Annotated in this window: 29 protein-coding genes; 9 read left to right on the forward strand and 20 right to left on the reverse strand. The window is 73.3% G+C overall.

Annotation, left to right across the window (positions count from 1 at the left end):
* Positions 1-108: 108 nt before the first annotated feature.
* The 4 genes from ABDB74_RS04890 (at position 109) to ABDB74_RS04905 (ending at position 5,197) form a co-directional block, all read left to right on the forward strand.
* Entirely contained in the window at positions 109-1,086 is a 978-nt protein-coding gene (locus tag ABDB74_RS04890; protein WP_346622192.1) for a bile acid:sodium symporter family protein, read from the forward strand.
* Entirely contained in the window at positions 1,083-2,816 is a 1,734-nt protein-coding gene (gene ilvD, locus ABDB74_RS04895; RefSeq protein ID WP_346622193.1) for a dihydroxy-acid dehydratase, read from the forward strand. Before ABDB74_RS04890 ends, ilvD begins: the two co-directional genes overlap by 4 nt.
* 698 nt (positions 2,817-3,514) lie before the next feature.
* Entirely contained in the window at positions 3,515-4,063 is a 549-nt protein-coding gene (locus ABDB74_RS04900; RefSeq protein ID WP_346622195.1) for a DUF6328 family protein, read from the forward strand.
* A gap of 267 nt (positions 4,064-4,330) precedes the next feature.
* Complete coding sequence (locus ABDB74_RS04905; RefSeq protein ID WP_346622197.1) at positions 4,331-5,197, forward strand: SGNH/GDSL hydrolase family protein; 867 nt, start codon at positions 4,331-4,333, stop codon at positions 5,195-5,197.
* Positions 5,198-5,268: 71 nt separating this feature from the next.
* On the opposite strand, the gene ABDB74_RS04910 is transcribed toward ABDB74_RS04905, so the two are convergent.
* Positions 5,269-5,544 carry a flagellar FlbD family protein gene (locus ABDB74_RS04910; protein ID WP_346622198.1) on the reverse strand — a complete coding sequence of 92 codons (276 nt, stop codon included), beginning with the start codon at positions 5,542-5,544 and terminating at the stop codon, positions 5,269-5,271.
* Between the two features lie 153 nt (positions 5,545-5,697).
* Positions 5,698-6,633 carry a siderophore-interacting protein gene (locus tag ABDB74_RS04915; RefSeq protein WP_346622200.1) on the reverse strand — a complete coding sequence of 312 codons (936 nt, stop codon included), beginning with the start codon at positions 6,631-6,633 and terminating at the stop codon, positions 5,698-5,700.
* Between the two features lie 140 nt (positions 6,634-6,773).
* Here ABDB74_RS04915 and ABDB74_RS04920 point away from each other — a divergent pair, with 140 nt between their 5' ends.
* The gene (locus tag ABDB74_RS04920; protein ID WP_346622201.1) at positions 6,774-7,733 is read left to right on the forward strand and encodes an iron-siderophore ABC transporter substrate-binding protein; all 960 of its coding nucleotides are present in this window, start codon (positions 6,774-6,776) and stop codon (positions 7,731-7,733) included.
* Positions 7,734-7,800: 67 nt separating this feature from the next.
* Here the strand turns inward: ABDB74_RS04920 and bfr are convergent, their stop codons facing one another.
* Positions 7,801-8,283 (reverse strand): bacterioferritin, encoded by a 483-nt coding sequence (bfr, locus tag ABDB74_RS04925; RefSeq protein ID WP_346622202.1) that lies wholly within the window; start codon positions 8,281-8,283, stop codon positions 7,801-7,803.
* The gene (locus ABDB74_RS20655; RefSeq protein WP_407062151.1) at positions 8,270-8,701 is read right to left on the reverse strand and encodes a bacterioferritin-associated ferredoxin; all 432 of its coding nucleotides are present in this window, start codon (positions 8,699-8,701) and stop codon (positions 8,270-8,272) included. The genes bfr and ABDB74_RS20655 overlap by 14 nt, the downstream gene beginning before the upstream one ends.
* Here ABDB74_RS20655 and ABDB74_RS04930 point away from each other — a divergent pair.
* Both ABDB74_RS04930 and ABDB74_RS04935 read left to right on the forward strand, forming a co-directional pair.
* Positions 8,692-9,216 carry a class I SAM-dependent methyltransferase gene (locus ABDB74_RS04930; protein ID WP_346622204.1) on the forward strand — a complete coding sequence of 175 codons (525 nt, stop codon included), beginning with the start codon at positions 8,692-8,694 and terminating at the stop codon, positions 9,214-9,216. The two genes, ABDB74_RS20655 and ABDB74_RS04930, sit on opposite strands and share 10 nt — an antisense overlap.
* Before the next feature lie 31 nt (positions 9,217-9,247).
* Positions 9,248-10,426, forward strand: coding sequence for an acyl-CoA dehydrogenase family protein (locus ABDB74_RS04935; protein ID WP_346622206.1), 1,179 nt, complete (start codon positions 9,248-9,250; stop codon positions 10,424-10,426).
* 2 nt (positions 10,427-10,428) lie between these two features.
* Here the strand turns inward: ABDB74_RS04935 and ABDB74_RS04940 are convergent, their stop codons facing one another.
* The 5 genes from ABDB74_RS04940 to ABDB74_RS04960 are packed head-to-tail and all read right to left on the reverse strand — an operon-like array spanning position 10,429 to position 14,959.
* Positions 10,429-10,671 (reverse strand): hypothetical protein, encoded by a 243-nt coding sequence (locus ABDB74_RS04940; RefSeq protein WP_346622208.1) that lies wholly within the window; start codon positions 10,669-10,671, stop codon positions 10,429-10,431.
* Complete coding sequence (locus tag ABDB74_RS04945; protein ID WP_346622210.1) at positions 10,668-12,152, reverse strand: glycosyltransferase family 2 protein; 1,485 nt, start codon at positions 12,150-12,152, stop codon at positions 10,668-10,670. Before ABDB74_RS04945 ends, ABDB74_RS04940 begins: the two co-directional genes overlap by 4 nt.
* The gene (locus ABDB74_RS04950) at positions 12,149-12,898 is read right to left on the reverse strand and encodes a histidinol-phosphatase (protein WP_346622211.1); all 750 of its coding nucleotides are present in this window, start codon (positions 12,896-12,898) and stop codon (positions 12,149-12,151) included. Before ABDB74_RS04950 ends, ABDB74_RS04945 begins: the two co-directional genes overlap by 4 nt.
* Positions 12,895-13,884 (reverse strand): ATP-grasp domain-containing protein, encoded by a 990-nt coding sequence (locus tag ABDB74_RS04955; protein WP_346622212.1) that lies wholly within the window; start codon positions 13,882-13,884, stop codon positions 12,895-12,897. Before ABDB74_RS04955 ends, ABDB74_RS04950 begins: the two co-directional genes overlap by 4 nt.
* The gene (locus tag ABDB74_RS04960) at positions 13,877-14,959 is read right to left on the reverse strand and encodes a response regulator (RefSeq protein ID WP_346622214.1); all 1,083 of its coding nucleotides are present in this window, start codon (positions 14,957-14,959) and stop codon (positions 13,877-13,879) included. Before ABDB74_RS04960 ends, ABDB74_RS04955 begins: the two co-directional genes overlap by 8 nt.
* 247 nt (positions 14,960-15,206) lie before the next feature.
* On the opposite strand from ABDB74_RS04960, the gene ABDB74_RS04965 reads away from it, so the two are divergent.
* Entirely contained in the window at positions 15,207-15,917 is a 711-nt protein-coding gene (locus ABDB74_RS04965; protein WP_346622215.1) for a response regulator transcription factor, read from the forward strand.
* Between the two features lie 95 nt (positions 15,918-16,012).
* Here ABDB74_RS04965 and ABDB74_RS04970 read toward each other — a convergent pair whose 3' ends face one another.
* From ABDB74_RS04970 to ABDB74_RS05015, 10 genes are all read right to left on the reverse strand, one after another.
* A complete protein-coding gene (locus ABDB74_RS04970; protein WP_346622217.1) occupies positions 16,013-16,384 on the reverse strand; it encodes an Hpt domain-containing protein in 372 nt (123 codons plus the stop codon).
* A 53-nt stretch (positions 16,385-16,437) separates the two neighbouring features.
* Complete coding sequence (locus ABDB74_RS04975) at positions 16,438-16,851, reverse strand: hypothetical protein (RefSeq protein ID WP_346622219.1); 414 nt, start codon at positions 16,849-16,851, stop codon at positions 16,438-16,440.
* Positions 16,848-17,459 carry a signal peptidase I gene (locus ABDB74_RS04980; RefSeq protein ID WP_346622221.1) on the reverse strand — a complete coding sequence of 204 codons (612 nt, stop codon included), beginning with the start codon at positions 17,457-17,459 and terminating at the stop codon, positions 16,848-16,850. Before ABDB74_RS04980 ends, ABDB74_RS04975 begins: the two co-directional genes overlap by 4 nt.
* Positions 17,460-17,491: 32 nt before the next feature.
* Positions 17,492-18,076, reverse strand: a complete 585-nt coding sequence (locus tag ABDB74_RS04985) for a TasA family protein (RefSeq protein ID WP_346622223.1) — start codon at positions 18,074-18,076, stop codon at positions 17,492-17,494.
* Positions 18,077-18,236: 160 nt separating this feature from the next.
* Entirely contained in the window at positions 18,237-20,021 is a 1,785-nt protein-coding gene (locus tag ABDB74_RS04990; protein ID WP_346622224.1) for an ATP-binding protein, read from the reverse strand.
* On the reverse strand, positions 20,018-20,440 hold the full coding sequence (locus tag ABDB74_RS04995; protein ID WP_346622225.1) for a response regulator: 423 nt from the start codon (positions 20,438-20,440) through the stop codon (positions 20,018-20,020). Before ABDB74_RS04995 ends, ABDB74_RS04990 begins: the two co-directional genes overlap by 4 nt.
* Positions 20,441-20,642: 202 nt before the next feature.
* Positions 20,643-21,461 carry a DUF3618 domain-containing protein gene (locus ABDB74_RS05000; protein ID WP_346622226.1) on the reverse strand — a complete coding sequence of 273 codons (819 nt, stop codon included), beginning with the start codon at positions 21,459-21,461 and terminating at the stop codon, positions 20,643-20,645.
* A 45-nt stretch (positions 21,462-21,506) separates the two neighbouring features.
* Positions 21,507-22,031, reverse strand: coding sequence for a phage holin family protein (locus ABDB74_RS05005; RefSeq protein ID WP_346622228.1), 525 nt, complete (start codon positions 22,029-22,031; stop codon positions 21,507-21,509).
* A 1-nt stretch (position 22,032) separates the two neighbouring features.
* Positions 22,033-22,917 (reverse strand): hypothetical protein, encoded by an 885-nt coding sequence (locus ABDB74_RS05010; protein ID WP_346622229.1) that lies wholly within the window; start codon positions 22,915-22,917, stop codon positions 22,033-22,035.
* A gap of 295 nt (positions 22,918-23,212) precedes the next feature.
* Positions 23,213-23,992 (reverse strand): enoyl-CoA hydratase-related protein, encoded by a 780-nt coding sequence (locus ABDB74_RS05015; RefSeq protein ID WP_346622231.1) that lies wholly within the window; start codon positions 23,990-23,992, stop codon positions 23,213-23,215.
* A gap of 140 nt (positions 23,993-24,132) precedes the next feature.
* On the opposite strand from ABDB74_RS05015, the gene ABDB74_RS05020 reads away from it, so the two are divergent.
* The gene (locus ABDB74_RS05020) at positions 24,133-24,579 is read left to right on the forward strand and encodes a nitroreductase family deazaflavin-dependent oxidoreductase (protein WP_346622233.1); all 447 of its coding nucleotides are present in this window, start codon (positions 24,133-24,135) and stop codon (positions 24,577-24,579) included.
* A gap of 6 nt (positions 24,580-24,585) precedes the next feature.
* On the opposite strand, the gene ABDB74_RS05025 is transcribed toward ABDB74_RS05020, so the two are convergent.
* Positions 24,586-25,647, reverse strand: coding sequence for a winged helix DNA-binding domain-containing protein (locus ABDB74_RS05025; RefSeq protein WP_346622234.1), 1,062 nt, complete (start codon positions 25,645-25,647; stop codon positions 24,586-24,588).
* Between the last annotated feature and the right edge of the window lie 43 nt (positions 25,648-25,690).

Genomic DNA, 25,690 nt, shown 5'->3' on the forward strand with positions numbered 1-25,690 from the left:
GCCTCCTGGTAGTAGTGCCAGTACCAGTATCAGCAGCATCCTTGTCGCCCATGTGTCTGAAGCCCATCGTGTGGCTCACGTCATACCGGTGAGGGATTGGGGCAACGTGTGAGCATCGCAGCGTTCAGTGGCTTCGTCGGACGATGGTTCGCCCTCATCGTGCTCGTGGCGGGCGGGATCGCCCTCGCCGTGCCTGACGCCTTCGCAGGGGGGACGGTCGCCGTCCCCTACCTGCTGATGGTGATCATGCTGGGGATGGGCATGACGCTGCGGGTCGCCGATTTCGCCATCGTGGCCCGCCGGCCGTGGGCGCTGCTCGTCGGCGTCGCGGCGCAGTACGTGGTCATGCCGAGCCTTGCCTGGTTGCTCACGCAGGCTCTGGACCTCCCTGCCGCCGTGGCCGCAGGGGTCATTCTCGTCGGCGCGGCGCCGGGCGGTACCGCGTCGAATGTCATGGTGTATCTCGCGAAGGGGGACACCGCACTGTCGGTGGCCATGACGTCGGTGTCGACACTGCTCGCACCGCTGCTCACGCCCCTGCTCGTTCTGTGGCTCGCGGGGGAGTACCTGCCTGTCGACGCCGGAGGGCTGTTCGTCTCGATCGTCCAGATCGTGGTCGTGCCGGTGTTGCTGGGTCTTGTCCTGCGCATCGTCGTCCCACGGGGCGTGGAGGCCATCTTGCCGGCGCTGCCGCTGGTTTCGGTGGCCGGGATCACCGCCGTCGTGGTCGTCGTCGTCGCCGCCAGCTCCGAGACGATCCTGTCGGTCGGGTTGCTGGTCGTCGTCGCGGTCGTGCTGCACAACCTGCTGGGCTACGGCGTCGGGTATGCCATCGGGAAGAGCTTCGGGATGCCGACGACCGCGCGGCGGGCCATCGCCATCGAGGTCGGCATGCAGAACTCCGGCCTCGCGGCCGGCCTGGCCACGATCCATTTCAGCCCCGCGGCCGCCTTGCCGGCGGCGATCTTCTCCGTCTGGCACAACGTCTCGGGATCGCTGCTCGCCAGCTACTGGGCCCGGCGGGACCCGGATGAGGACCGTGGGGTGGGCATCAGCGCGGCGCCGGTGCAGGAGACCGGACGGTGACCGCGGGACCGTCGGTCCCGGAGCCCGCCCGGCGGCAAGGTGGGGTCGATCCCCGGGCGCGGAGTCGGGCGGTGACCGACGGGCTGGAGGCGACCGCGGCCCGAGGATTGCTCCGGGCAGCCGGCCTGGACGATGACGACCTGAGGAAGCCGCAGATCGGGGTTGCCTCGTCGTGGAACGAGATCACCCCCTGCAACCTGAACCTGGATCGGCTGGCACAGGCCGTCAAGGAAGGGGTGCACACCGCCGGCGCCTACCCGCTGCAGTTCGGCACCATCTCGGTCAGCGACGGCATCGCGATGGGACACCTGGGGATGCACTACTCGCTGGTGTCCCGCGAGGTCATCGCGGACAGTGTCGAAACCGTCCTCCAGGCCGAGCGCATGGATGGAACAGTTCTGCTCGCCGGCTGCGACAAGTCCCTGCCCGGCATGCTCATGGCGGCCGCCCGGCTGGATCTGGCGACGGTCTTCCTGTACGCCGGGACCGCGCTGCCCGGCCGGACCGCGCTGTCGGACGGGTCCGAACAGGTGCTGACGATCGTGGACGCCTTCGAGGCGGTGGGCGCCTGCACGGCCGGGACGATGACCCGTCAGGACGCCGAGGCGATCGAACGCTCCTACTGTCCCGGCGAAGGCGCGTGTGCCGGCATGTACAGCGCCAATACGATGGCCAGCCTGGCCGAGGCCATGGGGCTCGCGCTGCCGGGAAGTGCCTCTCCCCCCGCGATCGACCGCCGCCGGACAGGCCTCGCCCATAGATCTGGGGAAGCCGTGGTGCGGCTGCTCGAGCAGGGGATCACCGCCCGGGACGTCCTGACCCGCGAAGCGTTCGAGAACGCCGTCTGCGTCCTCATGGCCCTGGGCGGCTCGACCAACGCGGTTCTCCACCTGCTGGCCATTGCCAACGAGGCCGAGGTGCCCCTGGATCTCGACGACTTCCGCCGCATCGGCGCGACCGTGCCGCACCTTGCTGATGTCCGGCCCTTCGGCCGGCACGTCATGGCGGACGTCGACCGGGTCGGCGGCATCCCGGTGGTCATGAAGACCCTGCTCGACGCCGGCCTCCTGCACGGCGGCGCCCTGACCGTGACCGGCCGCACGGTCGCCGAGAACCTTGCCGCCATCGACCCGCCCGACCCGGACGGCCGGGTCCTGAGAAGCATCGAGACACCGATGCATCCGACCGGTGGCCTGACCATCCTGCGCGGTTCCCTTGCCCCGGACGGCGCTGTGGTCAAGAGCGCCGGGTTCGACACCACCCAGTTCACCGGCACCGCCCGGGTCTTCGACGGCGAAAGAGCCACGCTCGACGCCCTCGCGGCCGGTGCGATCCAGCCCGATGACGTCGTCGTCATCCGCCACGAGGGCCCCAGAGGAGGCCCGGGGATGCGAGAGATGCTCGCCATCACCGCAGCGATCAAGGGCGCCGGACTCGGCAAGGACGTCCTGCTCGTGACCGACGGCCGGTTCTCCGGGGGGACCAGCGGCCTCTGCGTCGGGCACATCGCTCCCGAAGCCACCGACGGCGGGCCGATCGCCCTTGTCCAGAACGGCGACCGCATCCACCTCGACGTCCCGGCCGGAACCCTGGACATCCTGGTGGCCGACAGGGAGATGGCAGGTCGGCGCTCGGCATGGACGCCGCCCCAGCCCTCAGCCCGGCGGGGTGTGCTGGGCAAGTACGCGCGCGCGGTCGGCACCGCGTCGGCCGGAGCCGTCTGCGGCTAGGGCCGACTTCGACCCACGGCTTCACTCGGGCATCCGACCCCGGTCGAGTCACCACCCGGCTCAAGAACGGGCTCCGGCCTCACACCCTGAGTCTCCGGACTCGCCGCGGCGGCTCAGCTCGCTGTTCCCCGCGTTCACGCGCGTCGGCGAGGCATTCTTGGTGGAAGCGGAGCATGGTGCGATCGGGTCCTGCTGGGGTGACGGCGACCTGGACGGTGCTGTCGTGGGTCGAGCCCGGTGGCCGCCATGTCAAGCGGATCCGGTCGCGGGGACGAAGGCTCCGGAGCTCTCCGGTGGTGCCCTCCGGAGCCTGGTAGGGCTGGCCCGGTTCTTCGAGGACTGTCCACCTCGTGGCCCAGGCAAGCGCGATGGCAGGGGAGTCCCCGGTCCGTTGCAGCGCCTCCGCCTCTGACCTCCACGGTCGTGCGGTGGCGGACCTCCGCGAAGGCCCATCAGCCGCCCTGGCAGTGTGGGGGTCAGGGGTTCGAGGCCTCTCAGCCCCACCCGGATCACCAGGCCGCACTCCCGCGGGGAGAGCGGCTTCCGGCGGGTCGGGGCCCGCCGATGCCATGAGGGTGTGGCGGTCTCCCCGGGCGGGATGACGATCCGCTGGTCAGCGGCCGGTCGGCGATCATGCACGGACGATCCGGGCACTCCCCGGGGAGAAGTGCTGGAGCGAGTGGAACGGGGCAGCCGGGATGACCGACCGAGAGGGCGAGCGCCGGTCCCGCGGCGGGCGCGACGCCACGGGCGGGGAGACCCGCAAGGAGCGGATCGACCGTGAGCTGTCGGAGCTGCTCCAAGAGCTCCGGGTGGCCCTTCCCGGCGTCCAGTTCCTCCTGGCCTTCCTGCTGATCGTCCCGTTCCAGCCGCGGGTGAGCCAGATGACGCAGTTCCAGCAGGACGTCTACCTGACCAGCCTCGTGGCGGCTGCAGTCGCCACCGGGCTGCTCATCGCACCGGCCGCCCAGCACCGGCTGCTGTTCCGCCAGCGGGACAAGGAGTCCTTGCTGCGGCGCAGCAACTGGTCGGCGCTCGCCGGCCTGGTCGTCCTCACGGTGGCGATCGCCGCCGCGCTCCTCCTGGTCGTCGACATGCTCTTCGGCCGGACCCTGGCGTGGGGCGTGACCGCCGCCATCGCTGCGCTGCTGCTCTGCTGGTGGATCGCGGTTCCCGTCTGGATCCGGAGGCGCAACCCTCAGGATTCGCTGGACGAGCCCTCCGGACGCGAGGGCGACGCCACCTGACCCCCCGGTCGACCGTCCGGGGCCACCGCCGCATCGGCACACCGATCCTGTCCGGCGGCGCTTCGATCCTCCGGACGAGCGGGCAGGGAACCTGGACCGGGGCCAGGCGTTCAGCGGGGCTCGAAGCGCATCGGCACAGCGAGGCCGCCGCCGCAACGGCTCCGGTGGACGCCAGGCCCTGGCCGCACGGAGGGGTGTGGTCGGCGTGACCGCGGCGTCGGTCGCGCGTTGTTCCGCGCACAGTGCCCCCACTTACCTGGAGGAGACGTGCGCCGTTTCGCTACCTGCGTCCTGGCCGTTCTCGCCGTCCTGGCCGGCGTCGTCGTCGCCCCCGTCGCACAGGCCGTCCCGGCGCCGCTGCGGTACGTCGCCCTGGGCGACTCGTACAGCGCGGCGTCCGGCGTGCTGCCGCCCGACCTCACCGCGCCACCCGCGTGCCTGCGCTCGACCCGCAACTACCCGCACCTGATCGCGGGAGCCACCGGCGCCCGGCTCACCGACGTCACCTGCGGGGGAGCCGACACCGGTGACTTCTTCACCGGGCAGCACCCCGGGGTCGCCCCGCAGCTCGACGCGCTCGACCGCGACACCCAGTTGGTGACCCTGACCATCGGCGGCAACGACAGCGGCGTCTTCATCAGCTCGATCCTGGCCTGCACCGCCGCCGGGCTGTCGACCGTCGGCCGGGGCAGCCCCTGCCAGGACCGGTACGGCTCCTCGTTCGAGGACACGATCCGCACCACGACGTACCCGGCGCTGGTGGAGACCCTCCGGGCCGTCCGGACGGCGGCACCGAAGGCGGAGGTCGCGATCCTCGGCTACCCCTGGATCATGCCGGCGAGCGGTGGCTGCTTCGACCGCATGCCGATCGCCGAGGGGGACGTGGCCTACCTGCGCAGCCTGCAGGCGACGCTCAACGACGCCGTGCAGCGCGCGGCCGGGCGGACCGGCGTGACCTACGTCGACCTGAGCGCCGCCTCCGAGGGGCACGATGCCTGCCAGCCGCTCGGTGTCCGCTGGGTCGAGCCGGTGCTGCAGGGGACCAACGCGGTGATCGTGCACCCGAACGCGCGGGGCGAGGCGGCGATGGCGGCGCTGACGATCGAGGTCCTGCGCCTGGACCGCGGCCGCTGATCGCCGGCCCGGGTCCGGGCCGGCGCGGTCCGGGTTGCGGCGCCGTCGTCCGGGGGTGACCGGGCGCGGGATCAGTCCTGCGCGGTGGTGGCGATCGTGACGTGTGGGCGGACCAGTCGGGGCGCGGGCGGTGTGGCGGCGAGGCCGTTGGCCAGGCCGGCCCGTGCGGCGAGGACGCCGGCACGGTCGTCGACGATGGAGCGCAGGACGTCGTCGAACGTCGCCTCGACGACGTAGTGGGTGCCGTCGACGAGGTGCAGCACGGTGTCGGCGCGGTGCTCGATGCGCTCGATGTGGTCGGGGTCGACGGAGAAGTGCTCACCGTTGCGGCAGGTCACTGCGATCACGAGGGCGGTCCTTTCGCGCTCGGCGGGCAGTGGCCGGTGGGTGCCGGTCCTGCACCCCTCCCATCGGCGTCCCCGGACCGCTTCTGGAGTGCCGTGGAGCGGCCTGCCCGAACGGGTGAGGGAGGCCAGCGCCCGGTGCCGGGCCCGGGAGCCTCAGTCGGAGCCGCGGCCCTCGCGCCAGTACCCCATGAAGGCGACCGAGCAGCGGTCGACGCCGGCCTCCTGCACCAGGTGCCGGCGCAGGCCCTTGACCACGCTGGCCTCCCCGGCCAGCCAGGCGTACACGCCGGAGGACCCCTGCGGGGCGGTGTCGGCGGGCACCTCCCAGAGGATCTCGGTGTCGACGTCCACGTCGGCCAGCTCGGCAGCGGGGGAGGGGGTGAGCAGGGGCCCCAGCTCGCGCACGGTCGCCACGACGGCGGCGGTGAGCAGCTGCCCGCGCGGGGCGGGGGGAGCACCGTGGGCGGGTGAACGGGGCAGCCAGGTGACCTCGACCCCCGCCGGAGCGGCCACGTCCAGCGCGTCGGCCGCCGTCGGCACCTCGAGCAGCACCCGGGCCAGCCGGCCTGCGGGAAGGCTCTCCACGATCGCGCAGACGGCCGGCACCGCCGTCTCGTCGCCGGCGACCAGCAGGCAGGAGGCGTCGGCCGGCGGGTGCCACTCGTAACCGCCGGTCGGGCCGGGGAAGCGGGCGTTCGGGCCGACCAGCACGACCTCGTCACCCGTCGTGGCCTGCTCGGCCCAGGCGGAGGCGGGGCCGGTGGCGCCGTGCAGCACGAAGTCGACGTCGACCTCGAGGCGCTCCGGGCGGAAGCCCCGGACGGTGTAGGTGCGGATCGGCATCTGCCGCTCCGGGGGCAGCGCGCGCCACGCCCCGTACCAGTCGTCGCCGGCCGGGCAGTCGAGGATGCCGCGGCCGGGGAGGGGGAGCATCACCTTGATCCGCTGGTCCCACCCGTTGCTGGCGAAGGCGTCCAGCTCGGGGCCGGTGAAGGTGACCCGGACGAAGCCGGGGCTCAGCCGCTGCACCCGGGCCACCCGCACCGGGAACGTGCGGTAGGCGGGGACCTGCACGGTTTCGACGGTCATGACGACTCTCGGCTCGGGCAGGTGCAGGCCGTCTCTCGACTTAGGCTAGCCTCACCTAGCTCCCGGCAGTCTTGCACACGCCTGCCGGACGATCCAGCCGCGCGTCCTCCCGGCCGTGCGCCCCTGTTCTAAGGAGAACGATGACGATCCGCGTCCTACGGGCCACCGCCCTCTCCGTGGCGGCAGCCCTGGCCCTGACCGCGTGCGGCGACAGCTCCGAGCCCGACGCCGGGTCGGCCGGTCGGACGCCGGCCGAGGACGCGGCGTTCCCGCGCACGGTGGAGCACGCCATGGGCAGCACGGAGATCCCGGAGCAGCCCGAGCGCGTCGTCGTCCTGGACACCGGGGAGCTGGACGCGGCGCTCTCGCTCGGGGTCACGCCGGTCGGCGCGGTGACCACCGACGTCTCCGGGGAGTTCCTGAGCTACCTGGCCGACGACGCCGAGGGCATCGAGGTCGTCGGCACGATCGCCGAGCCGAACCTCGAGGAGATCGCCGCGCTGGAGCCGGACCTGATCCTGTCCAACCAGGTCCGCCACGAGGCGATCTACGACCAGCTGTCGCAGATGGCGCCGACCGTGTTCGCCGCCGACCTCGGTGACACGTGGAAGGAGAACTTCCTCCTCGACGCCGAAGCGCTCGGCAGGGAGGACCAGGCCGAGGAGCTGCTCGCGGAGTACGAGCAGCAGGCGGACGAGCTCGGCGAGGTGATCGGCGACCCGGCGAGCACGACCGTGAGCCCGCTGCGCTTCGTCCAGGGCGCCATCCGCGTCTACCAGCCGGAGTCGTTCGTCGGCACGGTCCTGGCCGACATCGGCCTGGACCAGGTGGAGCTGCCCACGGACCGGACGCCGACGTTCGCCGAGCTCGGCCTCGAGGAGATCACCCGCGCCGACGCCGACGTCATCCTGTACTCGTCCTACGGGCCGGTGTCGGACTCCGGTGAGGCCGACGTCGTGGCGGGGCCGCTGTGGCCGATGCTGACGGCCGTCGCGGAGGGCCGGGCGTACGCCGTGGAGGACGACGTCTTCTACACCGGCATCGGGCCGATGGCCGCCCAGCTGCAGCTCGACGCGCTCGAGGGCTTCCTGGCCGGCTGACCTCTGACGCACCGAGGGCCCCTTCCCGGGATCGGGAGGGGGCCCTCGGTGCGTCAGGCGGGTGCGGTCAGGGAGTCTCGGTGGTGATCTGCGCGGCGAGGTACTGCGGCGAACCCACCCGCTCGATGGCGGCGAGCTGCGCCTCGAACCAGTCGGCGTGCTTCTCCTCGTCGCGGACCATCTCCTCGAAGACGGCGGCGGTGCCGTGGTCGCCGAGGTCGTGGCACTCCTTGGCGGAGGTGTTGAACTGCGCGACGGCCGCCTTCTCGCTGTCGAGGGCGAGCACGAGCATCTCCTCGGCCGTCTCGCCGACCCGGATGGCGCCGAGGCGCTGCAGGTTGGGGTGGCCGTCGAAGAGCAGGACGCGCTGGATGATGTCGTCGGCGTCGCGCATCTCGTCGATCGACAGATCGTAGAAAACCTTGCCGAGCTTGGGCAGGCCCCATGCGTCGAGCATGCGGGCGTTCAGGAAGTAGGTGTTGGTGACCGTCAGTTCGAAGGTCAGCGCGTCGTTGAGCAGTTCGACCACGCGGGGGCTAACGGGCTGCACCGGATACTCCAAGCTCTCGCTCGGCCGAACGCTCGGTGGCGCGCTCGGCCCGTACCGGGCAATGCTGGCACACCAGGTCGCGCAGCGAATCCACGCAGTTGCCGCAGGTGCGGCCCGCCCCGGTCGCACGCGCCACGTCGGCGACGCACCGGGCCCCGTTGGCGATGGCCTCGAGGATGTCGCGGTCGGTCACCACGCTGCAGTGGCACACGTACATGAGCTGATCGCCTAACCGGGAGCGCGAACGGGGCAAGCTCCCGGAGGCATCTCCGGGTGCTAGGTGCAGGTTAGCCTTACCTGAGTGTGTGCGGTCAAGTGCGCAGGTCGGCCGCCTGTGTCGGCGGGCCGTCCTACGGTCGGCGGTACGCCGGCCTCGCCGTCGGCGCTGTCGAGCCCCGGGAGGTCGACGTGCGGGCATCGGAACGGCTGGCCTGGGCGGCGGCCGTCGTCGATCCCGCCCCCGCGGAGCGGGTGCTCGAGGTCGGCTGCGGCCACGGCGTGCTGGCCGGGCTGCTCGCCGACCGGGTCGGCCACGGGCAGGTGGTGGCTGTCGACCGCTCGCCGACGATGGTCGCGGCGGCGGCCCGCCGCAACCGCGCGGCCGTCGCCGTCGGCCGGGTCGTCCTGCAGGCCGTGGCGCTGGCCGACGCCGAGCTGCCGGAGAGCTGGTTCGACGCCGTCGTGTCGTTCGACGTGCGGGCCTTCTGGACGCCGCCGGCCCCCGAGTGGGACGTCGTCCGCCGGGTGCTGGCCCCCGGCGGACGGGTGGTCGTCGCCTTCTCGGTGATGGGCCCGGGCGCCGACGACCGCATCCGGACGGCGGTGCACCGGCTGGCCGGGGAGCGCGGCCTCACCGAGCACGCCGTGCACCGGGCCGGCACGGCGCCCACCCCGTCGGCGGCGATCGAGTTGCGAGCCGGTCCGGCCGGGTAGGGCCCGGAGGGACATCGACGAGAGGACGCACATGACCGACGACCTGATCCCCGGGGATCTCTACGCCTACGAGTCACTGCTGTCGGCCGAGGAGCGCAAGGAGCTCGCCGGCATCCGCGAGTTCCTGCAGACCGAGGTGAAGCCCCGGGTCAACGAGCACTGGGAGGCCGCCACCTTCCCGATGGACCTGATCCCGCGCTTCGCCGAAGCCGGGCTGGTCGGCCGCAGCTACGACACCGAGGGCTCGCCCCGCGGCTCCCGCCTGTTCACCGGCTTCATCGCGCTGGAGACGTCGCGCGTCGACCCCTCGATGGCCACCTTCCTCGGCGTGCACAACGGCCTGGCGATGGGGTCGATCGTCAACCTCGGCTCCGAGGAGCAGAAGCGCCGCTGGCTGCCCGGCATGCTCGCCCTGGACAAGATCGGCTGCTTCGCGCTCACCGAGCCGCACGGTGGCTCCGACGTCGCGCTCGGGCTGGAGACCACGGCCCGGCGGGACGGCGACGAGTGGGTGCTCGACGGCGCCAAGCGGTGGATCGGCAACGGCACCTTCGCCGACCTCGTCGTCGTCTTCGCCCGGGACGTCGCCGACGACTCGGTGAAGACGTTCGTGGTGGAGAAGGGCACCCCCGGGTTCACGGCGACCAAGATGGAGGGCAAGTACGCGCTGCGCACGGTGCAGAACGCCGACATCAGCTTCGAGGGCTGCCGCATCCCGGCGGAGAACAAGCTCGAGGGCGGCAACACGTTCAAGGACGTCAACCGGGTGCTCAAGCTGACCCGCGGCGGCGTCGCCTGGAGCGCCGTCGGCTGCCAGATGGGGGCGTTCGAGGCCGCGCTGGCCTATGCCAAGGAGCGGGAGCAGTTCGGCCGCCCGATCGGCGGCTTCCAGCTGATCCAGGACCTCCTGGCGCGCATGGCCGGCAACGTCACCGCCAGCCTGGGGATGGCCGTGCGCGTCGCCCAGCTCCAGGAGGAGGGCATCTTCCGGGACGACCACGCCGCGCTGGCGAAGAGCTACGTGACAGCCCAGGCGCGGCAGACCGTGGCCTGGGCACGCGAGCTGTTCGGCGGCAACGGCATCCTCATCGAGCGCGACGTCGTCCGGTTCTTCAACGACGCCGAGGCGCTGTACTCCTACGAGGGCACCCGGGAGATCAACCAGCTGATCGTCGGCCGGGCGCTGACCGGCATCAGCGCCTTCGTCTGAGTTCAGCCGAGGACGGCGGTCCGCACCAGGTACAGCGCGACGACGACGACGACGGCGACGGCGAGCCCGAGGTAGAGCCGGCGCTCGCTCAGCCGGTCGGCCTCGGTCTCGTCGGCCAGCGCGAGCGGGTCGGCCCACACCGGGACGACCCCGCCGCGCCGGTCGAGTTCGTCCTCGGTGAGGACCACCGGGGGGCTCACGCGGAACGGCTGCCCGGCCCCCGCCAACTGGTGCAGCGCGCTCATACGGTGACCCTCCCGGTCTTCTCGGTCTTGTCCCAGGTCATCGCGGCCCCGCGGAACTCCTTGACGTAGGCGTCCACGGTGATCGCGCACATCATCGGCCCGAAGCCGACCAGGTACAGCGCCAGCGGCGTCAGCGGCCGGCCCCAGCGGGTGCCCTCCAGCTTCCGGACGCCGTAGGCCAGGGGGATGCAGAGCACCAGCCAGCTGTAGACGAACAGCGTCCACACGGTCTCCGCGGTGGCCGACAGTGGCACCGCCCCCGGGAAGGCGGCCGACAGCAGCACCACGAAGGAGATCGTGCCGGGGAACAGCAGCGCCTCCCGCCAGACCGCGAACCCGGTGCGCGGATCGACGGAGATCGTCAGCGTGATCATGAAGACGAACGTCGCGATCGGCACGAACACCGCCGCCCCGAACACCTGCGAGGCCAGCTCGCTGTCGAGCAGGTAGAGCCCGATCAGGCCGATCGAGGTGAGCAGCATCGCGACCGGCAGCAGCAGGATGGCGAACCAGAAGATCCCGAAGAAGACGCCACCGAGCCCCGGGTGCACCGATCGGCGGAACCACAGGTGCCGGTACATCGAGGTGATCTGCACGTTGCCGCGCGCCCAGCGCAGCCGCTGCTTCCACAGCGCGTCCACGCCGGCCGGCTCCTCGGCCAGCACACGGGCGTGCGGCTCGAAGACGACCCGGCGCCCGGCGAGCTGGGTGCGGAACGTGGTGACGGTGTCCTCGGCCAGCGACGAGGTGTCGATCTGGCCGCCGATCGCCAGCAGGTTCTCCCGGCTGTGCAGCTGCGCGCCGCCGGCGAGGCAGGCCATGGCGCCGGCGACGTTCTGCGCCCGGCGCGACGCGGCCTGCGCCGCCAGGTAGTCGAAGCCGATGAACCGGGTGATGCCCTGCGGGTCGCCGCTGCCCTCGCGGATGTAGGCGGTGACCGCGCCGACCGTGGGGTCGGCGAGGTGGCGGGTCATCTTGCGCAGCGACGCCGGCTCGTAGATGACGTCGGCGTCCATGATCAGGAGCGCCTCCATCCAGTCGTCGGCGAGGATCTCGCGCAGCCCGTGGTTGAGCGTGTGCGCCTTGCCCTCGCCGCCCTTCTCGCGGCGCAGGTGCACGACCCGGCCGGGGAACCGCGCGGCGCAGGAGGCGAGCACCGCGGGGGTGTCGTCGGTGCTGGCGTCGTCCACGACGTAGATCCGCAGCCGGTCCGGCGGGTAGTCCAGGGCCATCAGCCGCTCGATCGAGGTGGTGAGCACCGCGGCCTCGTTCCAGGCCGGGATCACCACCGCGACGTTGGGCAGGTAGGGCCCGGTCTCCCGGTAGTGGTTGCGCACCGCGTGCAGCGGGATGACCAGGAACTGCGCCAGCCCGGCGACCACGGGGACGGCGCCGATGCCGACGAGGACGAGCAGGACGACGGTCAGCACCGTCTCCCCGATGCCTGCGACGTCGGTGCCGGCGGCCAGGACCGCGGTCACCGGGCACCCACGAGCCGGGTCGCCGAGGCCGCGTCGGCGACCCAGGAGTACCGGCCCACGGTGGTGGCCGCGTGGCTGTCGGTGGACCCGACGAGGGAGACGCCGGCGGCGTCGAGCGCCAGCACCACGCGCGGGCCGGGGCAGCGCCACTTCTCGTTGACCTCGACCGTCGTCCCGGTGCGGACGGCGGCGGCGGCGATCGCGGCGACGTGCTCGTCGAGCAGCTCGCTCTCGTGCAGGCCGATCTTGGGCAGCAGTGAGAACAGGTGGGCCAGCTGACCGCGCCCGGCCCGCTCCATCGCCCGGACGGTGGCGTCGACGAGGATCGACAGCGCGTCCTCCCCGGACAAGCCGCCGGCGATCTCCTCGAGCGTGCGCCGCGGGCTCCACGGGCCGTCCGGCCCGGGGAACTGGTGGTCGGCGATGAGGATGCGGTCGACGCCGCCCGGGCCGACGACCAGGTCGTCGGGCACGTCGAGCCGGCCGGAGGCGTCGAGGATCTTGGCCTCCACGCCGGTCAGCACCTCGAGGCCGTCGATCCGGGGGAGCGCGGAGACCTCGGCGAGGAAGCCGGGCACCCACGTCGTCGACGTCCGGACGTGGTCGACCATGCGGATGCTGGCCAGCCCGGTGTCCCGCGCGGCGACCAGGTTCTCCAGGGGGGCGCTCACGGCGTCGTCGGACCACGTGGAGTGCACGTGGTGGTCGGTGAGCAGCAGGTCCAGCTCACCCAGGGCGGTGGTCATCGGTCGGCCTCCTCGGCCACGAGGCCGGCCGGCGGGACGAAGACGTCCTCCAGGTACCGGACGACGGCGAGCTCGGTGAACGGCACCGCGGCCGGCAGCGGCCGGCCCAGCGCCAGGTCCAGGGCCAGCGACGGCATGTCCACGCCGGCGGCGACGGTCAGCGGCATGGCGCCGGGGAACCGCGGGTTGACCTCGAGCAGGGCGGGCCGGCCCGCGGCGTCACGACGCAGCTGGACGTTGGCGACCCCCACCAGACCGATCGCGGCGGCCACCCGGCGGGCGGTGTCCTCCAGCTCCGGGTCGGACACGGTGGCGCCGGCGACCGAGACCCCGGAGTCGACCCGCAGCCGGGACCGCGGGACGGCGGCGACGACGTGCCCGTCGGCGTCGGCCAGGGTGTCGACCGAGTACTCGTCGCCGGGCAGGTGGGCCTGCACGAGGATGTCCTCGTCGCTGCCGAGGGCGCGCAGCGCGGCGGCGTCCTCGACCAGGTGCACGCCGCGGGAACCCGCGCCGCGCCGCGGCTTGACGATGACCGGGTAGTCCCAGCCGTCGGGGTCGGTCGTGCCCAGCAGCGCGGTGCGCGGGGTGGGCAGCACGTCGGCGCACTGCTGGGCCAGCGCGTACTTGTCCAGGCAGACCTCGAGGGTCTCCAGGCTGGGCGCGGCCAGCGTCGTGCCGACCTCGTCGAGGCGCTTGCGCTCGGCGGCCAGCCGGGGCAGCTCGACGTCGACGGTGGAGAACAGGACGTCGACCCGCTCGCGCTCGCAGAGCTCGACGAGGTGGTCGACGAACTCCTCGCCGAGGCCGGGGCGCACCAGGTGCCGCGCGGGGGCGTCGACGAGGTAGAGGCCGCTGGCGTAGCGGTCCATGTCGGCGGCGAGCAGCTCGACGTCGTCGCGCCGGGCCAGTGACCGGAGGACGGCGATGCCGGCCGGGCCGCCGGCGCCGGTCACGAGGACGCGGGTGGGGGTGGGGTCAGACACCGAAGGGCTCCCGGGTGCTCGAGGTGGTGGACGGGGCGGACTGGAAGGCGGACCCGCTGGTGGCCCCGACGACGCCACCGGCGTCCCGGACCACCTCGAGCGGCTCGCAGTACCGGCCGCCGGTGCCGTAGCGGGACCAGTAGCGGGCGGTGGAGAGGATGAAGTCGTCCTCGAGGTAGGCGCGGATGCCCGCCTGCGAGGCGAAGCTCTTCAGCAGGTCCAGCTTCGTGCGGGTGAAACCGTCGATGCTCACGAACCGGCTGGGCCGGAAGTCGATCGTGGCCGAGGGGCTCTGGAAGCAGGCCACGGTCGGCACGCTGCGGGTGGCGACGCTGGCCGCCTGGTGGACCGCGCGGTGGTCCTGGTGCCGGTCGTTGGGCGAGTGCGTGTAGACGATCGTCGGGCGCACTTCCTGCACGACCCGCTCGATGATCGACATGGTCGGGTCCATCGGGCTGATGCGGGTGTCCTCGAGGTCCTCGAGGAACAGCCGGGCGCCGATGAGCTCGGCGGCGGCCAGCGACTCGTCCTGCCGGTCGCCGGCCTCGCCGCCGCGGGCGCCGCGGGAGAGGGTCAGGATGACCACCTGGTCGCCGGCGGAGCGGTGGGCGGCGAGGGTGCCGCCGACGCCGATCTCCACGTCGTCGGGGTGCGCGCCGATGGCGAGCACCGTCTGGCGTGCGGGAGCCGCGGCGCGCCGGGCCTGGGCCGTCTCGGCCAGCCGGCGGATCGTCGCGGCGAGCGTGTCCTTGGGCACCGGCTTGACCAGGAACTCGTCGGCCTGCCGGCGCAGCGCGTCCACGGCGTAGTCGACCGACGCGTGCGCGGTCATCACCGTGATCGGGAGGTCGGCGCGCAGCTGGCGCAGCCGGTCGAGGAACTCCAGACCCGTCATCCCCGGCATCTCGATGTCGGTGATCGCCGCGTCGAACTCCACCCGCGAGGCCAGGGCCAGCGCTTCCAGAGGGTCGGCGCACGTGGTCACGGTCATGCCGCCGCGCTGCAGCACGATGCGCACGAAGAGTGCGGTGTCGGGGTCGTCGTCGACGACCAGGACGTGCAGTGCACCGTCCACGGGTCCGGCTCCCGTCGGTGGGGTCCCCCGGTTCGCCGGGAGGGGGACGGGTGCGTCCCCGCCGGAGTTGACGGCCGTGCCCGCCGGCCGCATGAGCCGGGCCCGGGTCCCCTCACCCCTCCGGGTGGGGTCGCCCGACCGGGCGATCCGGCCGCTGCTCAAGCCGGCGGTCCGCGGTGCCGATCACCCGGTCAGGTGACGGGAGGCCCGTCCGTACCCAGCGCTGCGCACCGGAGGAGGAGACGTCGTGCCTGATCGGTCCGTGCTCGTGGTGGAGGACACCCAGGAGATCCGCGAGCTCGTGACCACGGTGCTCGAACGCGCCGGCTTCGCCGTGCGGGCCGTGGGCACCGGCGGCGAGGCGCTCGCGGAGGTGCGGCGCGACCCGCCGGACCTCATCGTGCTGGACCTCGGCCTGCCCGACGCCGACGGCACCGAGGTCTGCCGGCAGATCCGCGCCGAGACGCCCTGCTACGTCCTGATGCTCACCGCCCGCGCCGAGGAGGTCGACCTGCTCATCGGGCTGGCCGTCGGCGCCGACGGGTACATGGCCAAGCCGTTCTCGCCGCGCGAGCTCGCCGCCCGCGTGCAGGCGATGCTGCGGTTCCCCCGGACCGTGCAGCCGGCTGCACCCGGAGCCGTCCCGGAGCCGGAGTCGGTGCGCCGGCTCGCCGAGCTCGAGGTGGACGAGGACAGCCGCGAGGTGCGGGTCGACGGCACCGTCGTCGACCTCACCCGGACCGAGTTCGACCTGCTGGCTGCCCTGGCCTCGCGGCCGGGCCGGGTGCTGCAGCGCGAGACCCTCCTGCGGGAGGTCTGGCAGACCGACTGGGAGGGCAACCTGCGCCTGGTCGAGGCGCACATGTCCAACCTGCGCCGCAAGCTCGTCGCGGCGGGGCTCAACTCGCCCGAGATCCGCACCGTCCGCGGGGTCGGCTACCGCCTCGTGGCCGCCTGACCTCTGCCCCAGGCATAGGAGGCTATGCACCCGCATCCGGGGCGCGAACCATAGGTAGAGCCTCCTATGCCTGGGCGGGTCGTGTCGTACCGCGCTCAGGTGCCGGCGAGCTCCTGCAGCCGCTCGACGCGGGAGTGAGCCAGCACGCCACGGCGGGCGTCGGCGGCGATCGCGCGGCACAGCGACGCGACCTCCGGGTGCCCGAACTGGCCGCTGGTGCCGGCGAGGGTGGTGGCGGCCGAGGCGACGGCGCTCGTGTCCCCGGCCCGCGTGTGCCGGTCGATCGCCGAGAGCCGGTGCGGGAGCGCGTCGGCGTAGAGGCCCTCGAGCCGGGCCATCAGCGCCGGGTCCACCAGGTCGTCGTCCACCGTCCCGCCGTCGTCCCTGGGACCGCCGGGGAGTTCCGCCTGCGCGGCCGGCCCCGTGGTCCGGCCGCGCAGGAAGTCGAGGAGGGGCCCGTCGGCCACCGGGGAGACGGAACGGCCGGGGGCAGGGGCCGTGGCGTCCCCGATCAGGAGGCTCAGCACCGGAACCCCTCCGACGGTGCGGACGTCGCCGTCCAGCCGTAGGGGGTCTGCGCGGTGACGGTGAAGGTGTGGACGCTGCCGGAGGCCCAGTACGTCTGGCTCGCGGTGACGGCGTCGGGCCCCGTCCGGGCCACGACGAACGTCGTGCCGTTGGACCGGTGGCCGGTGACGACGTACCCGCTGACGTCGGGGGAGGGGCTCGGCGTCCACGAGACCCGGGCGCCGAAGCCGAGGAAGCACCAGCTCCCGGCTGTGCCCACCGCGGTGGGCGGTGCGACGGTGGCGGTCGAGACGGTGGTGGGCACCGAGGCGGTGTCGCCGAAGCCGGCCGAGGCGGGGAGCACGCCCGCGACGACGGTGACGACGGTCAGGCCGATCAGGACGAGGGAGCGGTGGAGCGCGGTCATGGCCGGGCCTCCTCGTTGCGGGTGGGGCGCCAGATGGTCAGCAGCAACCAGCCGGCGAGCAGGGCGGGGGCGCCGTAGAGCAGCACCTGGTTGAGCACCGGCGTGCGGAGCAGCTGCAGGACGTGGCCCAGCCCGGGGACCACGGCCTGCACCTCGTAGACGGTGTCGCCGACCAGGCCGGCGGTCCACGGGTCGACCGTCTCGTTGCCGTCGCCCTTGGTCTGCACCGTCACGCCGCCGTCGGCCGCCCGCTCCACCGTGACCACGCGGTGGGTCACGAGGCTGCGGGGGCCGATCGGCATGTGGTACGTGATCACCATGCCCTCGGTGATCTCCGCGACGGGGATCGGGGTGGCGACGGTGACGTCGCCGGGCTCGATCTCCGGGGCCATGCTGGCGGTGAGCATGGTCATCGTGCGGTAGCCCAGCAGGTGCGGTCCGACGGCCAGGACGGCGAACATCACGACGGCGAAGCCCACGATCCCGCGGACCAGCCACGGGGCCAGCCGGCCCGCGATGCGGTGGGCCCGGCCGGCGGCGGAGTGCTCGTCCGTGGCCCGGGACGACGCGGCTCCCACCGGGTGGCGGGCGGGGAGGACGGCGGTCATGACGGGATCTCCGAGTGGTCGTCGGGCCCGGATCAGCGGGCGGTGCCGGTCTTCTGGACGGCGTCGAACTGCAGCGAGACCATGCTCTGCTGCCCCTGGAACTGGTTGCCGGCCGTCCCGGGCAGCGACACCGTGAGCAGGAAGTGGTCGGCCTGGCCGGCCTTCATCGCCGACGAGGCGGCCAGCGGGACCTGGCCGGTGAGGCCGCCGGTGCGCACGACGGTCGGGGTGCCGGCGCAGCTGTTGGCCGCCGTCCAGGCCACCGGGCAGGAGGTGACGGTCAGCTGCAGACCACCCGGTCCGGTGAGCACGCCGGAGCCGGTGGCGCCGATGGTCATCGACAGGGCACCGAGGTCGAGGCTGCCGGTGTTGGCCAGCGTGACCGCGCGGCTGACCGAGGCACCGGGGACCAGGCCCGAGGCGTCGACCGGGACGGTGGCGGTGGTGGTGGCGTCGATGTTGATCGTGCCGGTCGCCACGGGCACCGAGACCGGGGTGGTGCTGTCGCTGAAGCCGCCGAAGGTCCCCATGCCGGCGACGGCGGCGGCGGCCGCGAGAACGCCGAGCGAACCGACGACCTTGGCGGTGGTGGTCGATCCGGCCGTGGTGATGCCCATGTCTGTGTCTCCTCGTCAGTGCGGGTGGCGCCGGGTGCGGTGGCGACACGGCCGACTCTGGAGGCCGAACCGCAGCCCCCCGCCGGTGAACCGCAAGGAATGCGCAAGAAACGGCCCCCCGTCCCGGTCGGGACGAGGGGCCGGTGACCGGTACCAGGAGTCAGGCGGTGCCGCGGGGGAGCGTCATGGTGAAGGTGGTGCCCTCGCCCTCGACGCTGACCAGGTCCAGCGAGCCGCCGTGGGCGGTGGTGATGGCCTTGGTGATGGTGAGGCCGAGCCCCACCCCGGGAACGGCGTTGCGCTGGGCGGTGGACGACCGGAAGAACCGGGTGAACAGCTGCCCCCGCTCGCCGGCCGGGATGCCCATGCCGGTGTCGGCGACCGAGAGGAGGGCCACGGGGGCCGCGTCGGGGCGGTGCTCGGCGACCAGCTCGCCGTCGGGCAGCTGCCAGCCCGGCCGCAGCGACAGGCGCACCTGGCCGCCGGCGCGGGTGAACTTCACGGCGTTCGACACCAGGTTGTCGCAGGCCTGGCCGAGCCGCACCGCGTCGCCGGACACCACGAGGCCGTCGGGCGGCACGTCGACGACGATCTCCACACCGGCGGCGGCCGCGGCCACGCGGGCCGTCTCCTCGGCGGCGCGGACCACGGCGGCGAGGTCGACGTCGGCCGGCTGGAGAGAGAACCGGCCGCTGTCCACCTGGGCGGTGAACAGCAGGTCGCCGACCAGGCGCAGCAGCCGCTGCGCGTTGCGCTCGACGGTGGACAGGTACTGCCGCTGCTCGTCGGTCAGCGGCTGGTCCTCGTCGTCCATGACCAGCTCGAGGTATCCGAGGATCGAGCTGAGGGGGGTGCGCAGTTCGTGGCTGATGAGGCTCACGAACTGGTCCTTCATGCGCTCGGTGGCGCGCGCCTCGGTCATGTCGGTGCCGACGAAGTTCCAGCCGGCGTGCACCCCGCGGTCGTCCGAGCGGGGCGTGACGGCGACCGAGACGGTGCGCCGGCTGCCGTCGGCGGCGACGTAGGTCCAGTCGCGGACGTCGCTGCCCTCCTCGCGGGCGACGTGCACCAGGGCGGACAGCGGGGTTGCGGCGCCGGTGCTCCCGGCCGCGGCGGTCAGCTCCTCGGACAGGTGGAAATCGAGGATCGAGCGCCGGCGGACGACGTCGGGTCGCAGCACCCCGAGCATCTTCTCCGCGCCGGGGTTCCAGACCCGGATCGTGCCGTCGAGGTCGGTGCCGATGATCGACTGCTCGGTGACCGCGTCGATGACGCTGGTCATCGTCTGGGCGCGAGCGGCCAGGATGCGGGAGGCGGTGTCGAGCTCGTCGGCGCGGCTCCGGACCTGGGCGAGCAGCGCCGCCTGCTCCCGCTGCAGCCGCTCGATGTCACGGGCCTGGTCGGCCACGCGGCGGGTGTTCTCGTGGATCGCGATGCTGCCGACGGCGACGACCAGGGGGCCGAGCAGCAGGGCGCCGGGCACGATGGCCGCGGCGGCGGGGTCGCCGAGCAGGTACGGCACGGCGAGCACCGCCGTCGTCCCGGCCACGGCGACGGCCACCCCGCGGCGGGTCGCGGCGGTGGACAGCACCCACAACGGGCTGAGGAGGAGGAACAGCGTCGTCGGGGAGGCGGTGCCGGCGTACAGCAGCCCGACGGCGAGCAGGTGAGCGGTCGGCACGGCCGGCGAGCCCGCGACCGCGGGGGAGCGGCGGGCCGTCCAGGCCACCGCGGTGGCGGTGAAGGCGACGGCGAGGCCGGCGTGCACCAGGGTGGGCTCGGCCACCGGCAGCGCTCCCGCGAGCAGCAGCACGGCGGCCACGCCGAACACGACGGCGGAGGACAGCGTGCCGCGCCCGGCCTCCCGCCCCGGGCGCAGCGCGGTCGGCCGGCGCGACGGACCCGCGCGGTCCGGCGCGGGGCGGTCGAGGACGGCGACGCTCACGTCACCGGCTCCCGCACGGTCAGGGCCCGGACCTGGTGGACCAGGCCGGCGACGGTGAACGGCTTGGCGAGGTAGGCGTCGGCGCCGGCCGACAGGCCCCGGGCCACCTCGTCGGGGGAGGCTCCGGCGGAGAGCAGCAGGATGCGGATGCCTGCGGTGGCCGGGTCGTCGCGCAGCGCCGAGCAGATCTCCAGGCCGGTGGCGCCGGGCATCGAGACGTCGAGCACGGCGAGGTCGGGCAGCTGCGCCCGCGCGGCCGCCAGCGCCGCCGAGCCGTCGGAGGCCGACGTGACCACCTGGCAGCCGGCCTTGCGGACGGCGAGGCAGACCAGGTCCCGGATGTCGGCCTCGTCGTCGGCCACGAGCACCCGGACGATGCCGGCGGGTCCGCTGCCGGGGGCGTGCAGAACCGCGTCCACGAGGGCTCCCGTCGATCGTGGTCCCGGACCGCTGGTGCGGTGGGACCGGTGGCGTCGTCCCGTGGAGGAACGGCGCCCCGGCCGGGGGGCTGCAGTACGGGGCGCGGCGCGTCACCCCGTGGGGGTGGGCCTCGAACAGCAGTGCGCCCCGCCGGGGGACCCGGCGGGGCGCACTGCGTGGGACGGGACGGGCCCGCCGGTGTCAGGAGCCGGACTTGTTCTGCACCTGCTCCTTGGACTGCTGGGCCTGGCCCTGCACGGACTGCTTCGACTGCTGGGCCTGGCCCTGCACGTGCTCCTTGGACTGCTGGGCCTGGCCCTGCACGTGCTCCTTGGACTGCTGGGCCTGGCCCTGCACGTCCTGGGCCGCGGACTGGCCTTCCTGCTTCACGGTCTCGGCCGCACCCTGCGCGGAGGACTTGACCTCCTCCATCGCGTGCTGGGCGGCCGGCTTGAGCTGGTCACCCATCTCCTGCGCGGCGTCCTTGGCCGGCTGGATGAGCTGGTCCTTGTGCTCCTTGAACGAGCTCTCGGCCTGCTGGGCCAGCTGCTGCTCGCGCTGCGAGGCGGGCAGCAGGCTGGAGACCAGCCACCCGACACCGAAGGCGATCAGCCCGGCGGCCAGGGGGTTGCCCTGGGCCTGCTGGCTGAGCTGCTGCGGCATCTGCTGCATGGACTCCTTGGCGCTGGACGCCTTGTCCTGCATGGAGTCCTGCATGGAGTGCATGGAGTTCTGCAGGGACCCCGCGGTCTCGGAGGCCATGCCCTGGGCGTCGTGCATCGTGCCCTGGGCCTGCGACTGGGCGTGGTGCATCTTGCCCTGGGCCTGGGAGATGGCGTGGTCGGCCTGCCCCATCACCTTGTCCTTGAAGCCGCTCATGCGGCCCTTGGCGGCGGTCACCCTCCGGTCCACGACGCGGGACGGGTTCACCTTCTCGTTGAGGGCGTCGACGTCGTAGCTGAGCTCGCGCCGCGTGTCCTCGATCTGCCGCCGGATGACGTCCGGGTCACTGCTGGTCATGTCTATCGGCTCCTGCCGTGTCGAGATAAGTCAGCGGTCGGGGGGTCAGTGGGGCTTGAGGGCGCCTGGCACCTCTTGCAAGGTGTCCACGGTGCGCTCGGGCTTGGGGTTCACCTGCCGGAACTTCTTCTTGCCCATGGTGAAGGCGACGGCGCCGACGATCCCCCAGAGGACCGCGACGATCAGTGCGCCCCAGGCGGGGCCGACGAGGTAGGCCAGGCCCCACATCAGTGCGAGCGAGACGAACAGCGCCACCATGTAACCGGCGAAACCGGCGGCGCCGAACATGCCGGCGCCCTCCCCGGCCTTCTTGGCCTCGACCTTGAGCTCCACCTTCGCCAGCTCGAGTTCCTGGCGCATCAGGGTGGAGAGGTCCTTGGTCACCTCGCCGATGAGCGCGCCGACCGAGACGCCTTCGACGTCGGGGTTGCCGGCCGCGGTCCTGGGCGTGCCCATGTCACCGCTGTGGGTCTGGTCCTCGGAGTAGTCGGCCGCGTAGTTCTGCGCATCCGGCTCCGCGTAGCCCTGAGGCGTGCCCGCGGCGGAGGCGCCGGAGTAGGGGGTGCTCATGTCAGCGCACCTCGCCGGGGCGGCGGGTCGGGTCGTCCCAGCCCGCGGCCGCGTTGGGGGGAACCGCGGTGCCGGCGGGCGGCACGGTCCCGTACGGCGGCGGGGGTAGCGGAGCGGCCGTACCGGCTCCGACGCCGGCGCCGGTCGTGGCGCTGGAGTAGTCGGAGTAGGTCGGCGCCGCGTCGACGAAGTTCTGGCTGCCGCGCTGGTCGCCGCGGGACTGCGACGCGCTCCCGGACTGCGACCCGGAGTCGCTGTGCGCAGCCTTGGCGCCGCTCGTGAGCCGGCCGGCCGCGATACCGGCGACGGCGGCACCGAGCAGGAACATGCCGGGCTTGCGGCGGGCGAAGCGGCGCACCTCGTCGAGCAGCTCGGCGGGCTCCTTGTTCTGGAGCATCGAGGCGAAGTTCTCGACCGAACCCGACGCCTGCTGGAGCACGTCGCGGACGGGGCCGGGGGCGCCCTCGCTGCTGCCGTCGGCCAGCCCGCGCATCTGCTGGGCCAGGGAGTTCAGGCCCTCGGCCGCCTTGTGCTGCTGCGAGACGGCCTGCTCCTTGAGCTGCGAACGGCCCTGGTCCAGGAGGTCCATGGCCTGCCGCTGCGTCTCGTGCGCGACCTCCTTGGCCTGGTCGGCGGCGGTCGCGGCGACCTGGCTACCGGCCTGCGCAGCGGTGTGCCCGACGTTGCGGGCCTCGTTCGCGGCGACGTCCTTGGTCTGCTTGGCCTCGCCCTTGGCGACGTCCTTGGTCTGCTGGGCCTCGCCCTTGGCGACGTCCTTGGTGTGCTTGGCCTCGCCCTTGGCGGCGTCCTTGGTCGACGAGTTGTCGTCGGTGGTGCCCGTCGTGGCCGGAACCGGTGGGAACGGGGCATCGATGGAGTGAGTCATCGGTCCTCCTCGGCGTGCTTCGTGGTCGGTGGAGGCGCTACCCCGACGCTGTTGCGACAACCATCCGGACGGCTGCTTCGTCGGCCGGAGGGCCACGACAACGGTGGGTGAGCGCCGCTGTGTCGGGCGGGGAGCTGCTGGGGGTCCACCCGGCGCGTCCATGCGTCTCGGGGGCGGGACCGGGGGGGCAGGGGAGAGCAGCGTCACGCGCTGCGCCGTCCCGTTGCCGCTCGTCAGAGCACCGTTCCGCGCAGCGGGAGGGGTACCCCGGGGAGGGGGCCGGTGAAACCGGAGATCAGCCGCGCCACGGGAACCGCGGGGGACGACGCTCGGCGAAGGCCGCGACGCCCTCGGCGAGCTCGCCGGCGGCGATCGTCTCGCGGTACCGGGCGGCGGCGAGGGCCTCGCCGTCCCCGCCGTCGGTCAGCGCGGCGACGGTCTCCTTGGTGGACCGCTGGGTGAGCGCGGACCGGGAGGCCAGGACGTCGGCGAAACGGCGCGCCTCGGTGTCCAGCCCGTCGGCGTCCACGAGCCGGTCCACGAGGCCGGTCCGCAGCGCGGTCGGTGCGTCGACGAGCTCACCGCTGTAGAGGAGGTACTTGGTCGTCGCCGGGCCGACGAGGTCGAGCAGCGCCTTCGTGGACGACGGGGTGTAGACGATGCCGACCTTCGCGGGCGTGACGCCGAAGACCGCCGTCGGATCGGCGAACCGCAGGTCGCAGCAGGTCGCGAGCTCGACGCCGCCGCCGATGCAGTGCCCGCGGATCACGGCCACGGTCGGAGCGGGGAAATTCCGCAGCGCCGCCTGCGCGGCCAGGTTGTGCCGGCGCACGTCGGCCATCGGGTCGCCGGGGTCGTCGCCGTCGAGCAGGTCGGAGATGTCGGCGCCGGCGCAGAAGCTGGGACCGGCGCCGGTGACCAGCAGCACCCGGACCCCGGGGTCGTCGGCCAGCGGCGCCAGCACCTCCGGCAGCGCGGCCCACATGCCGACGGTCATGGCGTTGCGCTTGTCGGGACGGTCGATGGTGAGGACGGCGACGTGCCCGTCCCGTGTCACGGTGAGGTGGTCGGTCATCTCGTCCCAGGTCGTCGGTGGCGAAGTCGCAGCCCGTGGGCCACCTGTCGGTCCGGCCGTCGGAACCGTGCCACCGGCCCGGTCCGGCCGCGACTCGGACCGGCGTGCCGGGCCGACCCGTGTCTCATAGATTCGGGTGCATGCCGCTGCAGGGGGAGTACGAGCCGAGCCCGCAGAAGTGGGTCCGCGACCAGGTCGAGCGCTACGAGGCCACCGGTGGCCGCGAGGCGAACACGCTCCGGGACACCGGCCTGCCGGTGGTCGTCTTCAGCACCCGGGGTGCCAAGAGCGGCAAGGTGCGCAAGCAGCCGCTGATGAGGGTGGAGCACGACGGGGTCTACGCGATGGTCGGCTCCCAGGGCGGGGCACCGACCGACCCGGCCTGGGTGGCCAACCTGCGTGCCCACCCCGATCAGGTCACCGTCCAGGACGGTCCCGAGCCGCGGGACGGCGTCGCCCGCGAGATCACCGGCGCCGAGCGCGACCAGTGGTGGGAGCGCGCCGTCGCCGTCTACCCCGCCTACGCCGAGTACCAGCAGAAGACCGACCGGCAGATCCCCGTCTTCCTCGTCGAGCCGCGCGGCTGAGCCGGCTCAGGGCAGGGCCGCGGCGAGGCGGGGGATCGCCGCGGCGACGTCCGGTCCCCAGCCGGTGAACGGCTCGGCGACGACGGCGCGCGCGCTGCCTCGCCCGCTCCACCGCCAGGTGCCGGCGATGCGGCCGTCGACGACCACCGTGGGCCGGAAGACGCCGTTGCGCCCCGGGACGATCCGGTGGGCGAAGGCCGGGTCGAGGATCGCCCCGCGGTCGCCGTAGCCGAGGACGAACTCGTCGAACCCGGGCAGCAGCAGCGGCTCCCGCGCCTGCTCGCGGTGCGCGGCGCAGCGCTCGACGGTGTCGGGGTCGAGGAAGAACTCGGTGTCGCCGACGCGGAGGCACGCGAGCTGGTGCCGCACGGCGGCGAGCCCGGCGCGCACGTCCCGCACCGTGCTGCCCGCCCAGCGGACGAGATCGTGGACGGTGGCCGGGCCGTGGCCGCGGAAGTACCGCAGCGCCAGCTCCGCCAGTGCCTCACCCCCCGACAGCCGGCGGGGCTCGCGCACCCACTCGTCGAGGAGCACGAACAATTGCTCGCCGTCGTCGGTCGGGCCGAGGCAGAGCGTTCCGGTCTGCGCCAGGAACCACAGCAGGTGGTAGCCGCGCTGGCCGGTGGTGTCCACGCCACCGTCGCCGATGGCGGAGAGCAGCGCGGCGCGCCGGAGCCGCCGGCCACCGGACAGCGCGCCGACGGCGAGGTCGCGGGCCCGCTCGGCATCGGCCTCGGTGAGGCCCAGGCTCGCGCGCCGGCCGGCGAGCCCGGCCAGGGCGCGGGGCCCGAGCAGCTCCAGCAGCCAGGGCAGGTCCTCGGCCGGGACGAGGTGCAGCGTCCCGCGCATCGGCCACGACCGGACGACGGTGCCCGCGTCGAGCGCGGCCAGCACCTCCGCGCGCCGCCGTCCCGGGGTGCGCAGGGCCACCGACGTCACGGCGCCGGGGAGGTCCTGGCCCTGGGCCGCGGCGAGCCGGCGTACCGCCTCCGCGACGTCCGCGGCCGGTGGCCCCGCGAGCCGCTGGGCCACCAGCCGCATCAGGGCGACGTCGTGCAGCGTCGTCATGGGCTCACGGTGGCAGGTGGGTACGATCGATCGGGGCCTGGTG

Origin of the sequence: Blastococcus sp. HT6-4 (assembly GCF_039679125.1) — a bacterium.
GTDB lineage: Bacteria > Actinomycetota > Actinomycetes > Mycobacteriales > Geodermatophilaceae > Blastococcus > Blastococcus montanus.